We start from the raw sequence: 17,334 nt of genomic DNA, 5'->3' as shown, positions 1-17,334 counted from the left end.
AAGAACCACTGTTTGACCCATAGGAATTAGTCCTATTATATACTATCCCAGCAAGAGGACATACGAATATCTTAAAAATGCCATGACCTTTAAAGTAAGACTTCGCCCACAAAAGCAAACTCATCGCAGCGGAAAGATAACGCTCAATGTCAGGCAACAAAAAAGGGCTTAGGTCAAAGAATAAACGTTTGACCTAAGTCCTTATGCCTTAAGGCTGAAAAATTACAGTTTTATAACCTCAACGGGAACAGGTCCGCAAACACCCACGAAAACAAAGCGATTTGTTCCTGTATTTCTCATCCCATGAGTTTGACCCGCTTTGGCCAAAATAGCCATGCCCTTTTTAATGTTCACTTCTTGCCCTTCACCGACAAAATATAGTCCAGATTCCCCTTCTAAACATATCCAAACATCGTCAGCATTTGGATGGGCATGCAAAAAGACCTCTTGCCCTGGTTCGAGGCACCACATGGCAGCCAGTGTTTTATCAGATTCATAAACTGACACTTTCTGAGGAACATTCTTGTCAAATTTCGCCAGTTGCTCCAAATCAAATACTCTTTCGTTCATCATCATGACCCCCTTCTGATTTTCTACTGGGCAGCAATTACAGGAAGAGCCCCCGGAATGACATAGGCAAAAATTAAGATCATAACAATAACAATGCCCAAAAGTGTTACTGAATATTTCAGAGTACGTCTGAAGATATCTGTCTCCCTCCCGACTAACCCTACGGCCGCACAAGCAATTGCTATGGATTGAGGAGAAATAAGCTTACCAATGATTCCGCCGGTTAAACTGGCAGACACAGTTAGGATAGGATTTAAGCCAAGTTGACCTGCTGTAACTTGCTGTAGCTTACCAAATAAGGCGGCCGAAGAAGTAACAGAACCGGTAAGGAACACACCTAACCAACCTAAAATTGGAGAGAATACGGGGAAAATAACACCGGTTGAAGCGAACGCCAGACCTAAGGTATACGACATGCCCGCATAATTGGCTAAGTAGGCCAGACCAAGCACTGAGGCAATAGTCACCAGCGAGAAGAATAATTGTTTTAAGGTTTTGCTAAAAACTTTTACTCCAGTTGCCGGACTTATTCCTAAAATAATCATGGAGATAATTGAGGCAACTAACATGGCCGTTCCTGGTGCGGCAAAGAAATCCCATTTGTAGTTCGCAGCATAGACGGCAGGTTTAGTTACAATGGGTGCAGCCTTATAAACAAGACCGTCCAAACCCGGCCAATGAGGAATATTAACAAACCACTTTAAATCCTTCGCCACCCAATCTTTAAACATAGACGTGCTCCAAAATCCCATGACGAGGGTTAACACTAAAAAGGGTGACCAGGCCTTAAAAACCTGACCTCCTGTATAGTGAGGTTCATTAGCCGCTGATATTTCCTGATCATTTGGAAAACGCCAAATAGATTTAGGCTTCCAAAAACGCAGAAACAACGTCATGCAAAACAAAGAGACAATCGGGGAAACAATACTTGGAAGTGTTGGTCCCAGGTAATTTGTTACAATGAAAAAGGGAATTGCAAAACTAATCCCAGCCACTAGAACCGCCGGCAAAACCTCTACTGTTTTTTTCCATCCGGCCATGACGATTAACATAGCAAAAGGAATAATAATGGCTACAATTGAAACTTCACGACCAACGGCCGCAGTAATAATATTTTCGTTAATACCGGTGACCGACCCCATCATAATCGTTGGAGTTCCTACAGGTCCAAAAGGAACCGGAGGAACATTGGCCACAAGGCAAATCACAGCCGCCCATAAGGGATCAAAACCCAAACCGATTAACATAGCTGCAGCAATGGCTACGGGTGCACCCTGACCGGCTGCCCCTTCCATAAAGGCTGAAAAGCAGAAGGCAATCAGCAAGGCCTGCATTCGGCGATCGCTGGAGATTGAAGAAATAGAACTTTTAATAATATCGAATTGTCCAGCTTCAACGGTAAGATTGTATAAGAAAACGGCTGAAACAATAATCCAGCCAATGGGAAACAGTCCATTGACCGCCCCTAAGATTGTGGAGGAAACGGCAGCACCAACAGGCATTTTATAAACCAGTACAACATCAATAATTGCTATTAATAATGTTAAAAGTCCGGCGACATGACCCTTCATACGCTTTATGGCTAGGGCCCAGAATAAGAAAAAGATCGGGATCGCAACAACTAATGCGGTTAGACCAGTGCTTCCTAATGCTGAGTAATTCTGTAACCAGTGCATGTCATTCATTCCTTTACCAATTATTTAAGTACAGGAACCACCTTAGAAAAAGATTATCTTAGAAATCTAGCTTCTCTACGCACCGCCCTTCATTAATAAATCAAACAAAATTTGCAATTCTGATTGTATTTTACAAAGAAAAAGTTCACTAAACTTTAATTCAACAAAAAAGACAGGATATTATGTCTAAACAGCCATAAATCCTGTCCGAACGGATTATTTACAGTTTTAAACGTTGCCTTAACGATTTAACGTGCGTACGACTAACGTGAATTTTTGAACCATCTTCCATCGTTAAATTGAATGTGTTATTAAACCAAGGAACAATAGCCCTAATTCTATTGAGATTGGCGATATAACTCTTATGAACTCTTAAAAAAGAGTCTCCTAAAATGCTCTCCAGTTCATTTAAGGAATAATGGGTTAGATAACTGCCATCATCTGCAAACACCCTGACAGATCGCTCTTCAATCGTTGCATAGAGAATGTTTTCGATCGGAATTAAATATATCGTTTCATTTTCTTCGACTTTGAGTTTCGATTTATCGTTATTCGTCCGAAGAAGGGCGTAAATGCTATCTAACTTGTCTTTAAACTCGCTGGACAGAGATCCTTTGTCTCTCTCCATTTCTATGCGAGTTTTTAGTCGCTGAAACGTTTCGAACAACCTATACTCTTTGAAAGGCTTAAGCAAATAATCTGCAGCGTTTAAATCGAAAGCCTGTACAGCATAATGATTATAAGCTGTAGCAAAAACGATGGCAGGCTTGACAGCAAATTCTTTATCCTTCGAAATTCTTAAGGCAGTATCAATACCGGAGCCGTCAGGCATTTCTATATCCAGAAAAACAACATCAGGCTTCAATTCTTTTACTTTATGCAATACTTCTTCGTTAGTTGAGGCTTCACCAATGACCATAACGCCCTGCATTTTAGTCAGTAAATAAACAAGTTCGTCCCGGGCCGGCTGTTCATCATCTGCTACGATAACTCTCATTGCATTCTACTCCTTAGGCGATTTCCAAATGGGATACTTCAGGAATTTTCAAAGTCACCACAGTCCCTCTGCCAAGATCACTGTTAATCGTGAATTTTGCCTGCCCATGGTAGGCATATTTCAATCTCTGTTCAATATTTTTAAGGCCAATGCCTAACCCTTTACTTTGAACGGTTATTCCTGATTGCAATAATGTTAAGGTCTCTTCGGGTATACCTACTCCATTATCAGTGATTTTTATCACAAGATAGCCTTCCTCCTCAACAGCCGAAATAATCACCTGTCCGCCTGAATTTAAAGGATAAATCCCATGTTTAATGGCATTTTCAATTAATGGCTGAAGTGTTAATCCTGGAATTTGCCAATTTAAAGTTTCCTCCGCTATCTGCTCTTGGACATTTAAGCGATCGGAAAATCGCGCTTGCTCAATTGCTAAGTAAGCACGAATATGATCACATTCCTCCCGCAAGGAGACAAAACGATCGCCGCTCTGCAAATTTATTCTAAAAAAGTCACCTAACTGTAATAATAAATCTCTAGCTTTACCAGGGTTTGTTCTGCAGAAAGACACAATGGTATTGATAGCATTGAACAGAAAGTGAGGATTAATCTGGGCTTGGAGGGCCTTCAGTTCGGCTTTGCTAACCAAGCGGTCCTTTGTTTCTAAAGCTGACAGTTCCAATTGTGTCGAAAATAACTGCCCAAGCCCCTCGGCAAATTCCCAATCAACTTTCGTCAGACTTCCTTTTCCTTGCCTGTATATTTTGAGCGTACCTACAACAGTGTTCTTGAACTTTAAAGGAACAATTAAAGCCGAACCCTGAAGGCCAGTATTCTCAAAAGATCCGCTTTCTTCCCCACTCACAGCCAATTTTATTTCACCCGTTCGTATACTCTCCATCGTCTCTTTAGCCATAAAACCCAGGGCATCTGTTTGGTGCTCCGCCGCTTTGCCCACATGGGCCAATACATTATGATCTCCGGTAATCGATACAGCAGTAAAATCGGAGCGTTCAATAATAATATCACAGACTTTCCTGGCCGTTTCTTCATTGAGTCCGAGCCGTAAGATAGGGAGAGTCAAGTTCGCGATATATAATGCTTTTTGTGCCTGCAGAGCACCAATTCGTTCCTCTTCAAGAATAGACTTTTGCCCAATTCCATAAAAAATAGCAATTCCTATTCCATTCATCACAATCATGGGAGGGCCCATAGTTTTGACGACATCCCAACCTGCAGAGGTGGGTTGAGCCAACAAAATCATCGCCATCTCCAGAATTTCAGAACCGATACCAATTAGGACTGTTTGCTTCCAAGTTAACATTTTGTTGGAAGCATGTTTACTTAGTACCCCGGCTAAAAAACCATTGAGTACTGTCGCGATTCCACAGCTCAAGGCTGTTGATCCCCCTAAGAGAATTCGATGCCCCCCGGCAATAATCCCTGAAGCCAAACCTACAATCGGACCGCCTAAAAGTCCTCCGGCGACAACTCCCACGATTCGAGAATTTGCTAAAGCTCCTTTTGTGGGCAGACCAATATACGTCCCAACAATCCCTACACTTCCAAATAGTAAGATGAGAATGGCTTTTTCTTTCGTATTAATCATTCCTTGTATTGTCTTTTTGAATAAGGAAGTTAGGCTTAATAAATAGGCAATAGTTATTATAAAACCTGTGTTTAAGGCAAGCTGCTTAAAAAGACTTGAATACATTTCCAAGCCTCCCTTTATGAAGTTTCGCTTTGACAAGCGTTTAACCTTATCCTAAAGAAAATTTATTTAAAACTCAAAGCAAAATTATTCCAGAAGATTAATAATTAAACACTCATAAAATGCAATTAAACCAACGCGCCATGCCTTCATTTAGATTGGACATGGCGCGCTGGTTCTTAGGTAAAGAGTCGAGTGAATAAAATAAGAGCTATTTAAGAAGGTTCTCCAGATAGGTTAGCCACATACGATAAAAATCCGATTTAAAATGAATACCATCATCTTCATATAAGTTTTTATTGCTGTCATTCAAAATCGAACTTAAATTAACATAATTTACGTTTTCTTTATTTGTCATCGCAATGAGTCCATTATTACATTCTTTAATATGAGCATTGTTAAGGTGAGGGTTTTTAACAACGTTCTCCAAAACAGGAAGCATGGAAGTGACATATATTTGGGAATTTGGCAGATTGGCTTTTAACTTTTCTACTAATTTCGTATAGTCGTCTACAAGGACTTTGCTTGAAGTTCTGTCATCAGCTTCATTTAAACCGATAAGTATGAAGACACGCTTAGGTTTGAGAGCGATGACTTTGTCAGACTCATCAATACCTTTAGTAATACTAAGACCCATTTCAGCAATAACTCTGCTGTCATCTAAATAATCATAAAATGATAAACCTTCCGTTATAGAATCACCAAGGAAAGCATCATCCTTAAAGAATTCTTTAAAATTCAATGCCTGTTGAGTCGCAGGTTCATTGGCAGAAGTTACGGGTTGTGATTTTGTTTCTTGCGCATCAGCAGTATTAGGGGAATCCTTTTGAGAGGTATTTGCTGGAGCCGTCGATTCTTTGTTGGAGGAATCGGCGATTGGATTGTTTCCAGTTGCAGGACTCTGTAGAGAGCCAGAAGCCTGAACTTTATTAGAACCGGCAAAAACGAAAATTGAAACACCTGTGACGGCTGCAACAAAAATTATCACGCCCAGTATTATTGGCCAGCGTTTTAATTTACTAATATCCATAAGCTTCTACCCCCGTGCCCATAGTTATCTTAAAATCATCAAATTAATTGGATGAGTCATTATAAAACGTATTGACATTATATAAAATGAGCAGATCATTGATCTTATTCGTTGAAACTAATTTACTTATGTCATCCTCATAATACCTTGGATCGACAACATAGATTTCACTATAATGACTCATGAGAAAAGGGATTAAGCTGTTAGCAAAGGAATCTTTAACTATTAAAAGCTTTTTCCCGCCGGGAACACTGGTCGTTATTTTAACCAGACCGTAATTTCCGCCAAAAAACACGTTGTACTTATCTTTTGTCTGAAGACTTTTCAGATCATAGATCGTATCAGTAACTTTATTTAAATCAACATAATCCACTGTATAACTTTTTTCATCTTTTGGTACGTATAGTTCAATACTATCTGGTTTTAGAAATTGATAACCACTTTTCGATGACAATGAACCCAAAAAATTATCAGTGACATCCTTAATAGTATAATAGCTTTCATCATAGGCTTTAAAGCCCATATACTTTGAAAGCTCTTGATAAGCATAATAAGCACCCTTCGACGTCCAATGATGATCTGTTCGGTAGAAAATGTAATCATTCTTTTTCGAATTCAAGGTATCGGATACATCAACAAATTTTATACTTTTGTCAAGTAACTGCTTCGTCTGATTAAGAGCAGCTGCTTCGCTGTCCGTTGGTGCATAAGCTGGAAGATCATCCTTTAATATCTCTGCTGTCGTCGGAACCATCATTAAATATTTGTTTGCCAAGGGAGCTTGAGCTGCAATCTGATTAATGGTGTCTAGTTTAGCCTTAAAACTTTGAGTGCTAGGTTTAATGTACGATTGGATTAAGTAGTTATGCTGACTTAAGAATACGCCATTACTTTCATTTTTAAGCAATAGCCTTTCACAGTCCGTTTTAATTCCGATCCACAAATCTCTTAATACGAATTGGTCTTCGATGTACTTCTCATACTCTTTAGTAAACCGTCCCTGAAAGAGGTTTTCCAAGGAAAAGACCGGCTTCTGTTCAAGGTCCCTATTCTCTGTTTCCGAGAAGGTTTTAATCGGTGATATCAAATTAAAGAATACAAGTAAGAGGATATATATTCCCATTAAAATCCCTAAAAAATATTTATATGATAAACTATAATTCTTCAAAATAATTCTTCTTTCCCCAAAATTACATAACTATCAGCACATAGTTAACTCAACCTTCAAGAGAAAGTTGAGTTAGAATCTGAAATATAGAAATGGATTATAGCTTTCATTAACTAAAAAGGCAGTACATAATACGACAATGAGCATGTAGGCAATGGGAATAGCAATAGTTCCAGTTACTTTCATAGACTTCTTAAATTTAGTCAGCAAATGTCGCATAAGGGGTGTGGAACAAAGGGCAAGTATAACGAGCAAAATGCTATTAGTATAGAGATAGTATAATGAATGCCCATCAATCAGTTTATTAGTTCCAATTCCAAACATTGTTCTAATAAACCCTAACCCTTGCGTTAAGTTGTCAAACTCAAAAAATACCCAGCCAACAATGACAACCAAAAGCGTATAGACATGGCATATAAACTTAGGTTTATTGCTGAGCCATTTTAATAAAAAGAACTTCTCAAGTACTACAAAACCTCCGAAGTATAAACCCCACACAATAAAATTCCAGTTAGCTCCATGCCAAAAGCCTGTTAAAAACCAAACGACAAATAAATTCCGCAGTTGTTTCCATTTGCCTTGTCTGTTACCACCAAGAGGTATGTACAAATATTCTCTAAACCAAGTACCAAGAGATATATGCCACCTCCGCCAAAACTCCGTGACATTCCTAGAGATATAAGGGTAATTAAAGTTTATATTTAATTCAAAACCAAGCATCTTGGCAAGACCAATAGCCATATCAGAATAGCCGCTAAAATCAAAGTAAATTTGAAAGGTGAAGGAAATAATTCCTATCCATGCTGTGAGAATAGATATTTCCCCCTGCGGGACTGCCTTGATGCTGCTCCATAAGATCCCAATATTATTAGCAAGCAAAACCTTTTTAGCCAGTCCAATAATAAAAAGCTCAAGGCCGTCTAAAAATTGAACTAAGTTTTGTTTTCTATTGTCAATCTGCTTAGATATATCGATGTATCGTACGATCGGTCCGGCAACCAGTTGAGGAAACATAGTTACAAAAGTAGCGTATGCTAAAATCTTCTTTTGGGCAGGGACTTTCCCCAAATAAACATCAATAATATAAGACATGGACTGAAATGTATAAAAGGAAATCCCCAAAGGTAAAGGAAGACTTTTAACCGTTAAATTAAGATGAAATAAGGCCGAAAAATTGCTGGCAAAAAAGCCATAGTACTTAAAAAAACTCAGCAGGCCAAGATTTACCGTTAAAGACGCAATTAAGCCCAATCGTTTTACAACGATATTCGCAGAATATTTTTCAATGATCAGCCCATTAGTATAATCAAAAACTATTGCAAAGAGCATAATTACGATATAGACAGGTTCTCCCCAAGCATAAAATATTAAGCTTGCCAGAATTAAAATAATGTTTCTGATGGACTTTGGTGCAATGTAGTATAAGAAAAGAGTAATGGGCAAGAATTTAAAGATAAAAAGCAGACTGCTAAAAACCAAATTGCCACTTCCTAAACGAAATCAATTAGATTAACCACTAAGTGAATTAATTAAGCACTTGATCAATTGCACTGGAAATCTTGTCAGCATCCTTGGAGATTATTAAGATAACAAAATTCCCCTTCGCTTTGACGATATTATGCTGAACAAGATATGTCTCATCAGGAAGATATCCGCCGAAGCTCTTTTCTTGCTTATTGATTCGTTTCGTAATTTGGTCTTTAATACCTTGCACATCATTAGAATTTTTAACTTTAAATATAGCTAATTCATCAGCTTTTATATTAGAAGGTGCAGTGTAAAGTGCAAAATCAGAAAGTTCATCACTATTTATTCCATATAACTTCTTTAATTCTGCAGCATCTGCAACTCTCATTTTAGAAATATCAACCGTTTGTTTGATTTTCTGAACTATATCAGCTGCAGAAGGGTCTTTAGCCGCTACCGTTGGCGATGAACCACATCCAACTAAGGTTACGACTGTAATTAACAGCACTAAAGAAATAATTCCAAACTTTTTCACCATTTCCCTTTATCCCCCGTTTTCGTAAATAAGTACCCAATTTTCTTGGTAATATGTGAATAAACTCATGAGTATAGGCTATATTAATCTGAAAACCTTGTCAAGACGCAAATTATTACAGTATTATTACAGTAAGTTTACATTATTATTACGGTGAATTTTCCAATTCCAATCTTGATTTAGGCGTCTCGTAATAGTATATTTATAGCAAAATACCGCAAAAAAAACTGCCTGATTCTATGCGATAGAATCAGGCAAGATGAAGATGTTATACGTTAGACATTAGACTTTAATTTTTTGTTTCGGAAAGGAGGATATATCTTAATGTATATATCTAATCCTGATTTAGTGACCTTACTCCAATCCAGCACTCTTAATCAAGATTCTTCCAGCGAAAACAAACTACCTGCGGTTTTAAATTGCTTTGAAGAATTCTTAAAGTATGAACTTTTACATACCGAAAACTCTACCGGTCTTTCCGACTCCGATTTCTCAAGCCTTGATAATTCGGATAATTCATTTACTAATGTATTAAGTGCCAATAATAATACTCTCACGAGTCAACTTCTTACTAATTTAATTGCCCATACACTACTTGAACCTGTTGAACCTGAAACCGGTTCGCAGCCTTTTGAAGACAGGAATCAAGTTGCCCGAATTTATTCTCAGAACCAGCCCATATACTCCACCTCAGCTAACAGCAATTACAATAAGACATTTAATAATGATGTGTTTTTAGGTGATTCAATAACGAAAGGATTATCTGCCTACAAACTATTAGATGATTCCAAGGTTTATGCCCAAGTTGGAATTGGTACTGACAAGGTTAAGCAGCTGGTTGATTCGGCGGCAAAACAGAATCCCCAAAGAGTTTTTATTATGTGCGGAGTTAATGACGTGGGGAACTATACAAAGGCTCAATTTGCTCAACACTATACGGATTTAATAAATACCGTCAAAGCCGAATGCCCTAATGCCAAAATATATGTACAATCTATCCTTCCTGTACAAAACCAGGCAACTCAAAGAAATCCAGCTTTAAATAATGATAATGTTGACGAATATAATTCGGCGATCTTCCAGATAGCCAACAATGAAAATGTCGGATTTATTAATCCTTCATCCTTGGTAAATTTTAATCCTAGTTACTATGCCAATGACGGAATCCACTATAAACCATCCTTTTATACGTCTTGGTTAAATTTTCTTCAGAACAATGCCTTATAGCGGATAACCATATTTAAATAAACGTAAAAATAAATGTCGTTGCTCAAAGGACAAGAACCTTCACGAAGCAATGGCATTTATTTTTTAATCTTAGTTTTCAATTATTCTGCTGAGATATTCCCGAACTAACCCACTTTTCTCAATAATTTCTCAAACCATAATATTTATGTAAAAGAGTAATATTTCAAATACGTTTATAATTTTCTATAAATGTTAAATTTGTTAGTTAGTGAAAAATGCAACTTAATAAAGTATTTAACTCATTCTATAAAGTTTTAAAATATAAACTTCTTTCCAGGTATTGTAAATTACCTTTTTATATGTGATAATTATTTCATGAACAAAAAAGAGGTGTTTTAAAATGAAAAAACAACTATTAATGTACATTATGGGCTGTCCTGTATATGTTAAAACAAAAGATTCTGTGGAAAAGAAAATACCCGTTAACTTAGCAGCAAAATAGTCCCTAAATAAGCTAAAAAGTTTTGGATTTTGAGGTGCCAAATGCCAAAGTCTGACCTTTAAAAGAGGCCGTTGCCAAACCGAACGAAATCGTTCGAATGCAGCGGCCTTATTGTTTGGGAGTCACAGAATTATAATAGTTGTTTAGCATTATTTCTAATTACCGAAATCCAGAGAGGATACAACTCTGATTTGAAGTGCAGTCCATCGGAACGAAGTAAATTTGTGGCATTAGGAATACTATTGGAAACATCTAAATACTTTACATTTTCTTCACCAGCTACGGCTTTTACAATCTTATTCAGTTTTTGTGGTTCCAAATTCCTTTGCGGTTGATCAATGGTACTCTTCATAGGCATTACAGATTGTAAAATAATTTTAGCCTCGGGGAACATCTTTTTTGTGTATTCAATTAATTCTTTATACCATTTTTGGTAGGAATTCATATCATAGCCAAAATCGTTTGCTCCAAACATAAGGAAAACGTAATCTACCGAACCGTTACATCGACTCCTGATTATATCGCTATTGTCCCCCAAAAGTTTAGCCCCTTCATAAACATGAGCCCCAATTTTGGCATAAACGTGGCCTTGATTTACCGCAGTATTGTCAGATTTCTTAAATCCATATGTTATTGAATCACCGACAAATATTGCATTTGAAAAGTCGGCCTTTATTTCCTTGCTTGGTGCCACCGTCGATAATGAAGATCTCGATTGAGATTCGGCTTGAACAATAGTTTGAGTTGAGGGCACTGAAGGAGGGATTGTATTAGTATTAGTATTAGTTTTGGTCTGGGTCTGGGTCGGGGTTTCCTTTACTTTTGAATCAGAAGATTGCGTGGGATTGTTTGCTTTTCCAGCTCTTAAGGGCAAGAAGAAACCAAAGATTAATAAAAACAATAGCCCTGTAACGATTGTGGTTTTTAGCGATAAGTACCATTTGATGGGTTTCTTTACGTGTTTGCACGTTCTTAAGCTAGCCATTTATCCTACAACTCCTCTCGGCAATTGTGTAACATCGCTTACATATTCTACCATATATGGATACTGATGCACTAGCTTTTCTGCATTATCTTTACTTGTACCCCTCATTGTTTTCAAAACATGCTTCAAAATCAAAAAAACTCTAGCTTCCCGCTAGAGTTTTCATAATCCGTACTTATTAGAACCATTTCGATTATAGTTGCTATGGGAGGATTTTAAAGAATATATACATTTACATATTTAACAGCCCATCTGCGGGCTTCCGCAGATGTATCAAAGAAAACATCAATCCAATTTCCTCGGATTGCCGTACCGGTATCAGCGGCAACAGCAAAACCATAACCTTCGACAAAAACTTTAGTTCCATAGGGTATAACACTGGGATCTACGGCAATCGTACTATATCCGTCCGGATTTCTCACTGCCATTCGTCCGGAACTAGTGCTAGTCCTGCCAACACCATAAACAGCATAGTAGGCTGTCGACTTAACTTGAATAACTTTTTTATAATCGATTTGTTGACCGCCTCTGGATACGGGCATTAAAGGAAAGGTGCCAACAACTACAATTTTATCAACGGCCTTTTTCGTAAAATGCTCATCTATAATTTTTCTTGAAATTTCTTTGCCATTTTCATAAATTGCATCAAATATAGTCTGTTTTTCTCCATTTTGTCCTTCTTGTACAGTTTGTTCATAAGTATTCGGCAAACTGCTGTCAGGTCTTCTAATGGTATTATAGGCAACCGTATCCAGGGAAGAAAGAGACTTATGCTCAACTCGAACCACATCAATCTTTATCCCATCGTACAATTTAGCATCTTTTTCAGGGGTAATTTTATCTTCCGAACCCAAGACGATTCCTTGCGAGGTTAAGAAGTCTTGGACATTATCCTCAGGAGAGTATTTTGTGGTCTCTTTCCCTCCAAGGGTTAGATTTATAGCGACGGCATGTTTTACATTTATGGTCGAATGATTAGTCACTTTAGAATCCAGCGCTGGGGTAACCTTATCGTAAGGAGATAATTTAATACCTTCGCTAAATAATACTTGACTTACATTAGATTTATAGGTAATGACGCTCTTTGAATTGCCATTAATAATAATGCAAATGGATTTTCTTGTGATTAAAATAATAATCACAACAGCAAAAAATGCTGTTAATGTTAAAGATAAGATAGTTTTAAGTATATTTTTTCTATTTAATTTAAGATCACCTCTGATTTTCGCAAAAATATTTGAACATTTGATTCTTAAGCTTACTATGAAACTCACCCCACTTAAATGATAACAAAGGAGGTTTGACGAAGTTGTCACCCTAACATTGGCTTATTGTAGCATATAATTTCGTTTAAGTAAATATTAGTTGTACTAATAGGAAGTTATTCCATAATAAGTAAATTCTTTAGCCACAAAAATACCTGCGGCACGTTCAGTATTTGGCTGCATCTGCCCGTGAGAGATAAGAGTACCTATTGACAAAGGAACTCATTCCATCTAAAATTACAGTAAATTTTAAATTAAATCCTATGATCAGAGAAAGTAACTGATGAATATTGAAAAGCGAGCCGGCAATCGGTGAAAGGTCCGGTACAATGGAAATCAGCGAATGGTTCTGGGAGGAGCAGGGAAAAAAAGCAATGCTTAACTATCCCGCGCCGTCTGTCCCTGCGTTACAAGGGAAGGGTATTAATACTAGGGTTTTACACCTATGTTGCGTACCTTTTGAAGAGAGACCGACTTTCTGAGGAAGTGACGGTTTCTGAATTGGGTGGCACCGCGAGCTATATCGCCCCATATTTATGTGGGCGATATGGCTTTTTTGTATTCAGGTAACCTATGATTTTGAAAATCTTATCAGGGAGGTAAGACTATGGCATTAGAGTTATTAATGGGGAATCAGGCTATCGCTCTGGGAGCAATCCGTTCCGGAGTCGGAGTCGTTACTGGATATCCCGGTACGCCTTCAACTGAAATCCTGGAAACAGTCGCCAAGAGAAATCCCGGCATCTATGTTGAGTGGTCTGTCAATGAAAAATCGGCGTTGGAAGTCGCCGCCGGCGCGGCCTACGCCGGGTTCCGAACCATGGTAACTATGAAACAGGTTGGATTAAATGTAGCTTCAGACCCCTTAATGAGTCTGGCTTACCTAGGCGTCAAAGGAGGCATGGTCATCGTCGTTGCCGATGACCCTGGGCCGATCTCTTCTCAGACAGAACAGGACACCCGGCATTTTGGCATTTTTGCCAAATTACCTGTCTTTGACCCAGCTTCTCCCGAAGAAGCCTATCTGATGATCGGGGATGCTTTCGAATATTCGGAGAAATATAATACTCCCGTGTTATTCCGCCCAACTACCAGAGTATGTCATGGTTACGCCACAGTGGATCTTGAAGAAAAGCGCTTTGAAGTTCAAGCCGAGGGTTTCGTTAAAGATCCCAAGTGGGCTATTTTCCCCCGGCTTTCATATCTTAATCATTTAAAAATCGAAGCACGACAGCCTGTGCTTAGTGAGGATTTTTCGTCTTATCGCTATAATTCCGTACAGGGAAACGGTAAAAAGGGGATTGCTGCCGGAGGAATCAGTTATGCCTATACTTGCGAAGCATTATCAAGCCTAAAGGGGGAATGCAAAGTCTTCCGCGTGGCTACACCGCATCCGTTCCCGGAGAAATTAGCCCTGGAGTTTCTGACAGGTCTTGAAGAAGTTCTCGTCATCGAAGAATTAGATCCTGTTATTGAAAAAGAATTGGTCTATTTATGTGGAAAGCATCATTTACCTGTAAAAATCATGGGTAAGCTGACACAGCATATACAAAATGCCGGAGAAAATTCGGTCGAATCAGTCAGCAAGGCCGTTGCTGAATTTTTACAGATCTCAATTCAGCCTGCAAAACCTTCTGAAGATATGCCCGCGCTTCCCGTCAGACCACCTGTTTTATGTGCAGGTTGTCCGCACAGAGCTTCTTTCTATGCCGTAAAACAAGCGATGAAAGGGCGAAAAGCCGTTTTCTCCGGTGACATCGGCTGCTATACGTTAGGAAATGCTAAGCCCTTGGACATGGTTGATACGTGCCTTTGCATGGGTGCAGGTATTACTATAGCCCAAGGCCTGCATCGAGCAGAACCCGATGCGGTGAATTTCGCTTTTATTGGCGACTCTACCTTTTTCCACACGGGTATACCTGGGGTCATTAATGCCGTTTACAATGAGACAGATATTGTTCTTATCATTTTAGACAACTCAACAACTGCTATGACCGGCCACCAACCCCATCCCGGAACAGGCAAAACTATGATGGGAAACATTTCTGAAAAAATTAAGATCAGCGAAGTACTGAAAGCACTTGGCGTTAAGCATATCTCAACGATGAATCCTTTTAACCTCAAAGACTCTAGCGCAGCCGTCAAAGAAGCAGCCGCCAACAAGGGTATATCCGCTGTTATCTTTAAATCCCCCTGCATTGCTGTTGCCGATCCGGCACCTGTCTATTCCGTTGACAGCGACAAATGTACAGGCTGTAAACTATGTATTAAGGAATTAGGATGTCCGGCTATTGTTAAAGATAATGCCAAAGTTCGCATTGATGCTTCCTTATGTTACGGCTGTTCCATATGTGCGCAAGTCTGCCCATTTAAGGCAATCGGAGGTGCAAACTAAATGATTAATTGCATTTTAGCGGGGGTCGGTGGTCAAGGTACGGTACTTGCATCGAAACTCATTGCTCAAACGGCCATGGACAAGGGTAAAAACGTCCGCACAGCGGAAACTATTGGTATGGCACAGCGCGGCGGCTGTGTCGTCAGCCATGTTCGCATTGGTGAAGAGATTCATTCTCCTTTGGTTCCCCTCAAGTCCGCCGATGTTATTATTGGCTTTGAGCCTGCCGAAGCGGTAAGAAGCTTGCCTTATTTAAAAGAAGAAGGCATTGTCATTGTCAGCCAAAAAGATATCAAGCCGGTTACAGACTCTCTTGCCAACACGAATTATGAAGGAACAGAAATGCTTGACTACCTGAAAAGCCATGTCAAACGTCTGGTCATTATTGATGTTGAACCAATCTTCGCTGCCTGCGGCAGCACTAGAGTTTTAAATATCGCCCTGTTGGGGGCGGCGGCAGCTGTCGGTGTATTCGATATTTCTTTGGAAGAAATAGAGCAGACCATTGAGAAAAAATTACCGCAGCGATTTATTGCGATGAATCTAAAAGCATTGCGTGCAGGCGCTAAAACCGCCATAAAGGAGTAATTTAAAATGATGAATCAGACCCAATTTGACGCCATTAAAGAAATGCTTGTCAAACTTTCCCGAGTCGATGGGTTTTATAAGAAAAAATTTGCAGGCATCGATGTAACGGCTATTCAGAGCCAAGAGGATTTTGAAAAGCTGCCTTTTACCGACAAAGGCGATTTAAGAGAGGCCTATCCCTTAGGGCTGCAGGCAGTTCCCGACAGCGAAATTGTTCGTATTCACTCCTCTTCCGGCACGACAGGCACTCCGGTAATTATTCCCTATACAAAAAAGGATGTCGCTGATTGGGCAGAGATATTCAAACGCTGTTACGAAACTGCCGGGTTAACCAATTTAGACCGGGTCCATATCACGCCTGGGTATGGCTTATGGACTGCAGGGATAGGTTTTCAAACCGGCGCAGAACTGTTAGGTGCTATGGTTATTCCCATGGGACCAGGGAATACGGACAAGCAAATTCAAATGATGAAAGATTTGAAAAGTACGGTATTATGTGCCACGTCTTCCTATGCTTTGCTTTTGGCAGAAGAAATTACCAAACGCAAAGTCAAAGATAAAATTCATCTTACCAAAGGTATTATAGGTTCAGAGCGTTGGGGCGAAAAAATGCGCCGCCGCATAGCTAATGAACTCGGAGTTCAGCTCTATGATATCTATGGCCTGACTGAAATCTACGGACCCGGCATAGCTATGAGCTGTGATCAAGAATGCGGTATGCATTATTGGGATGACTATTTCTATTTTGAGATTATTAATCATAATACCGGCGAACCGGTTCCTTTTGGGGAGATCGGTGAATTAGTTATTACAACTCTCCGCAAAGAAGGCGCTCCGCTCATTCGCTATCGCACACACGATCTGACGCGGTTCATACCGGGAGAATGCGCTTGCGGTTTGAAATATCCCAGGATCGATACCCTTATCGGCCGAACCGACGACATGGTTAAAGTAAAAGGAACAAACATCTTTCCGGCACAAATTGATGAAATGCTGCGGGAAGTTGAAGGAGCAAGCAGTGAATATCAGGTCATTATTGACCATTTGAATGGGAAAGATATTATGACGGTGTTCTTTGAAACGGAGAATGAAGCCGATAAACGAGTTATTGAACAGAACGTCAAGCAACATTGTAAAGCAAAAATCGGAATCACTATTGTGCCAAAGGCTGTTGCTATTGGAGAGCTTCCCCGAAGTGAGAAGAAATCCACACGTATTTTCGATAACAGATATTAAACACTTGGCTTAAAAAGCATG

The 17,334-nt window shown here is 39.2% G+C and carries 14 protein-coding genes; 4 read left to right on the top strand and 10 right to left on the bottom strand.

Going from position 1 to position 17,334, the window contains the following annotated elements:
• Window positions 1–222: 222 nt before the first annotated feature.
• From ACPUYX_RS07760 to ACPUYX_RS07725, 8 genes are all read right to left on the bottom strand, one after another.
• Window positions 223–570 (bottom strand): cupin domain-containing protein, encoded by a 348-nt coding sequence (locus ACPUYX_RS07760; protein WP_426379158.1) that lies wholly within the window; start codon window positions 568–570, stop codon window positions 223–225.
• A 23-nt stretch (window positions 571–593) separates the two neighbouring features.
• Window positions 594–2,246, bottom strand: coding sequence for an L-lactate permease (locus ACPUYX_RS07755; RefSeq protein ID WP_426379157.1), 1,653 nt, complete (start codon window positions 2,244–2,246; stop codon window positions 594–596).
• Between the two features lie 220 nt (window positions 2,247–2,466).
• On the bottom strand, window positions 2,467–3,243 hold the full coding sequence (locus ACPUYX_RS07750) for a LytR/AlgR family response regulator transcription factor (protein WP_426379156.1): 777 nt from the start codon (window positions 3,241–3,243) through the stop codon (window positions 2,467–2,469).
• 13 nt (window positions 3,244–3,256) lie between these two features.
• Entirely contained in the window at window positions 3,257–4,957 is a 1,701-nt protein-coding gene (locus ACPUYX_RS07745) for a LytS/YhcK type 5TM receptor domain-containing protein (RefSeq protein WP_426379155.1), read from the bottom strand.
• Window positions 4,958–5,165: 208 nt separating this feature from the next.
• Window positions 5,166–5,984 (bottom strand): GDSL-type esterase/lipase family protein, encoded by an 819-nt coding sequence (locus ACPUYX_RS07740; protein ID WP_426379154.1) that lies wholly within the window; start codon window positions 5,982–5,984, stop codon window positions 5,166–5,168.
• A gap of 43 nt (window positions 5,985–6,027) precedes the next feature.
• The gene (locus ACPUYX_RS07735; RefSeq protein WP_426379153.1) at window positions 6,028–7,152 is read right to left on the bottom strand and encodes a DHHW family protein; all 1,125 of its coding nucleotides are present in this window, start codon (window positions 7,150–7,152) and stop codon (window positions 6,028–6,030) included.
• Window positions 7,153–7,224: 72 nt separating this feature from the next.
• A complete protein-coding gene (locus ACPUYX_RS07730; protein ID WP_426379152.1) occupies window positions 7,225–8,631 on the bottom strand; it encodes an MBOAT family O-acyltransferase in 1,407 nt (468 codons plus the stop codon).
• 46 nt (window positions 8,632–8,677) lie between these two features.
• On the bottom strand, window positions 8,678–9,157 hold the full coding sequence (locus tag ACPUYX_RS07725; protein ID WP_426379151.1) for a DUF4358 domain-containing protein: 480 nt from the start codon (window positions 9,155–9,157) through the stop codon (window positions 8,678–8,680).
• Window positions 9,158–9,478: 321 nt separating this feature from the next.
• Between ACPUYX_RS07725 and ACPUYX_RS07720 the strand changes: the two genes are divergently transcribed.
• Window positions 9,479–10,381, top strand: coding sequence for a GDSL-type esterase/lipase family protein (locus ACPUYX_RS07720; RefSeq protein WP_426379150.1), 903 nt, complete (start codon window positions 9,479–9,481; stop codon window positions 10,379–10,381).
• Between the two features lie 593 nt (window positions 10,382–10,974).
• On the opposite strand, the gene ACPUYX_RS07715 is transcribed toward ACPUYX_RS07720, so the two are convergent.
• Window positions 10,975–11,829, bottom strand: coding sequence for an SGNH/GDSL hydrolase family protein (locus tag ACPUYX_RS07715; RefSeq protein ID WP_426379149.1), 855 nt, complete (start codon window positions 11,827–11,829; stop codon window positions 10,975–10,977).
• A 215-nt stretch (window positions 11,830–12,044) separates the two neighbouring features.
• Window positions 12,045–12,971 (bottom strand): ubiquitin-like domain-containing protein, encoded by a 927-nt coding sequence (locus ACPUYX_RS07710; protein WP_426379148.1) that lies wholly within the window; start codon window positions 12,969–12,971, stop codon window positions 12,045–12,047.
• Between the two features lie 730 nt (window positions 12,972–13,701).
• Between ACPUYX_RS07710 and iorA the strand changes: the two genes are divergently transcribed.
• From iorA to ACPUYX_RS07695, 3 genes are read left to right on the top strand one after another with little or no spacing between them, the layout of a single operon-like run.
• Window positions 13,702–15,489 (top strand): indolepyruvate ferredoxin oxidoreductase subunit alpha, encoded by a 1,788-nt coding sequence (gene iorA, locus ACPUYX_RS07705; protein WP_426379147.1) that lies wholly within the window; start codon window positions 13,702–13,704, stop codon window positions 15,487–15,489.
• The gene (locus ACPUYX_RS07700; RefSeq protein WP_426379146.1) at window positions 15,490–16,077 is read left to right on the top strand and encodes an indolepyruvate oxidoreductase subunit beta; all 588 of its coding nucleotides are present in this window, start codon (window positions 15,490–15,492) and stop codon (window positions 16,075–16,077) included.
• Window positions 16,078–16,086: 9 nt separating this feature from the next.
• Window positions 16,087–17,313: a phenylacetate--CoA ligase family protein gene (locus ACPUYX_RS07695; protein ID WP_426379284.1), complete on the top strand. Its 1,227-nt coding sequence runs from the start codon at window positions 16,087–16,089 to the stop codon at window positions 17,311–17,313.
• The last annotated feature ends 21 nt before the right edge of the window (window positions 17,314–17,334 follow it).

Source organism: Desulfosporosinus sp. SYSU MS00001, assembly GCF_049943955.1.
In the GTDB taxonomy this organism is placed as follows: domain Bacteria; phylum Bacillota; class Desulfitobacteriia; order Desulfitobacteriales; family Desulfitobacteriaceae; genus Desulfosporosinus.
This window is presented reverse-complemented; position numbering and strand designations above follow the sequence as displayed.

What these genes read in the sequence shown, in the direction of transcription:
- ACPUYX_RS07760 (WP_426379158.1), bottom strand. Translation starts at nt 570, where the DNA reads ATGAACGAAAGAGTATTTGATTTGGAGCAACTGGCGAAATTTGACAAG.
- ACPUYX_RS07755 (WP_426379157.1), bottom strand. Translation starts at nt 2,246, where the DNA reads ATGCACTGGTTACAGAATTACTCAGCATTAGGAAGCACTGGTCTAACC.
- ACPUYX_RS07750 (WP_426379156.1), bottom strand. Translation starts at nt 3,243, where the DNA reads ATGAGAGTTATCGTAGCAGATGATGAACAGCCGGCCCGGGACGAACTT.
- ACPUYX_RS07745 (WP_426379155.1), bottom strand. Translation starts at nt 4,957, where the DNA reads ATGTATTCAAGTCTTTTTAAGCAGCTTGCCTTAAACACAGGTTTTATA.
- ACPUYX_RS07740 (WP_426379154.1), bottom strand. Translation starts at nt 5,984, where the DNA reads ATGGATATTAGTAAATTAAAACGCTGGCCAATAATACTGGGCGTGATA.
- ACPUYX_RS07725 (WP_426379151.1), bottom strand. Translation starts at nt 9,157, where the DNA reads ATGGTGAAAAAGTTTGGAATTATTTCTTTAGTGCTGTTAATTACAGTC.
- ACPUYX_RS07720 (WP_426379150.1), top strand. Translation starts at nt 9,479, where the DNA reads ATGTATATATCTAATCCTGATTTAGTGACCTTACTCCAATCCAGCACT.
- ACPUYX_RS07715 (WP_426379149.1), bottom strand. Translation starts at nt 11,829, where the DNA reads ATGGCTAGCTTAAGAACGTGCAAACACGTAAAGAAACCCATCAAATGG.
- iorA (WP_426379147.1), top strand. Translation starts at nt 13,702, where the DNA reads ATGGCATTAGAGTTATTAATGGGGAATCAGGCTATCGCTCTGGGAGCA.
- ACPUYX_RS07700 (WP_426379146.1), top strand. Translation starts at nt 15,490, where the DNA reads ATGATTAATTGCATTTTAGCGGGGGTCGGTGGTCAAGGTACGGTACTT.
- ACPUYX_RS07695 (WP_426379284.1), top strand. Translation starts at nt 16,087, where the DNA reads ATGAATCAGACCCAATTTGACGCCATTAAAGAAATGCTTGTCAAACTT.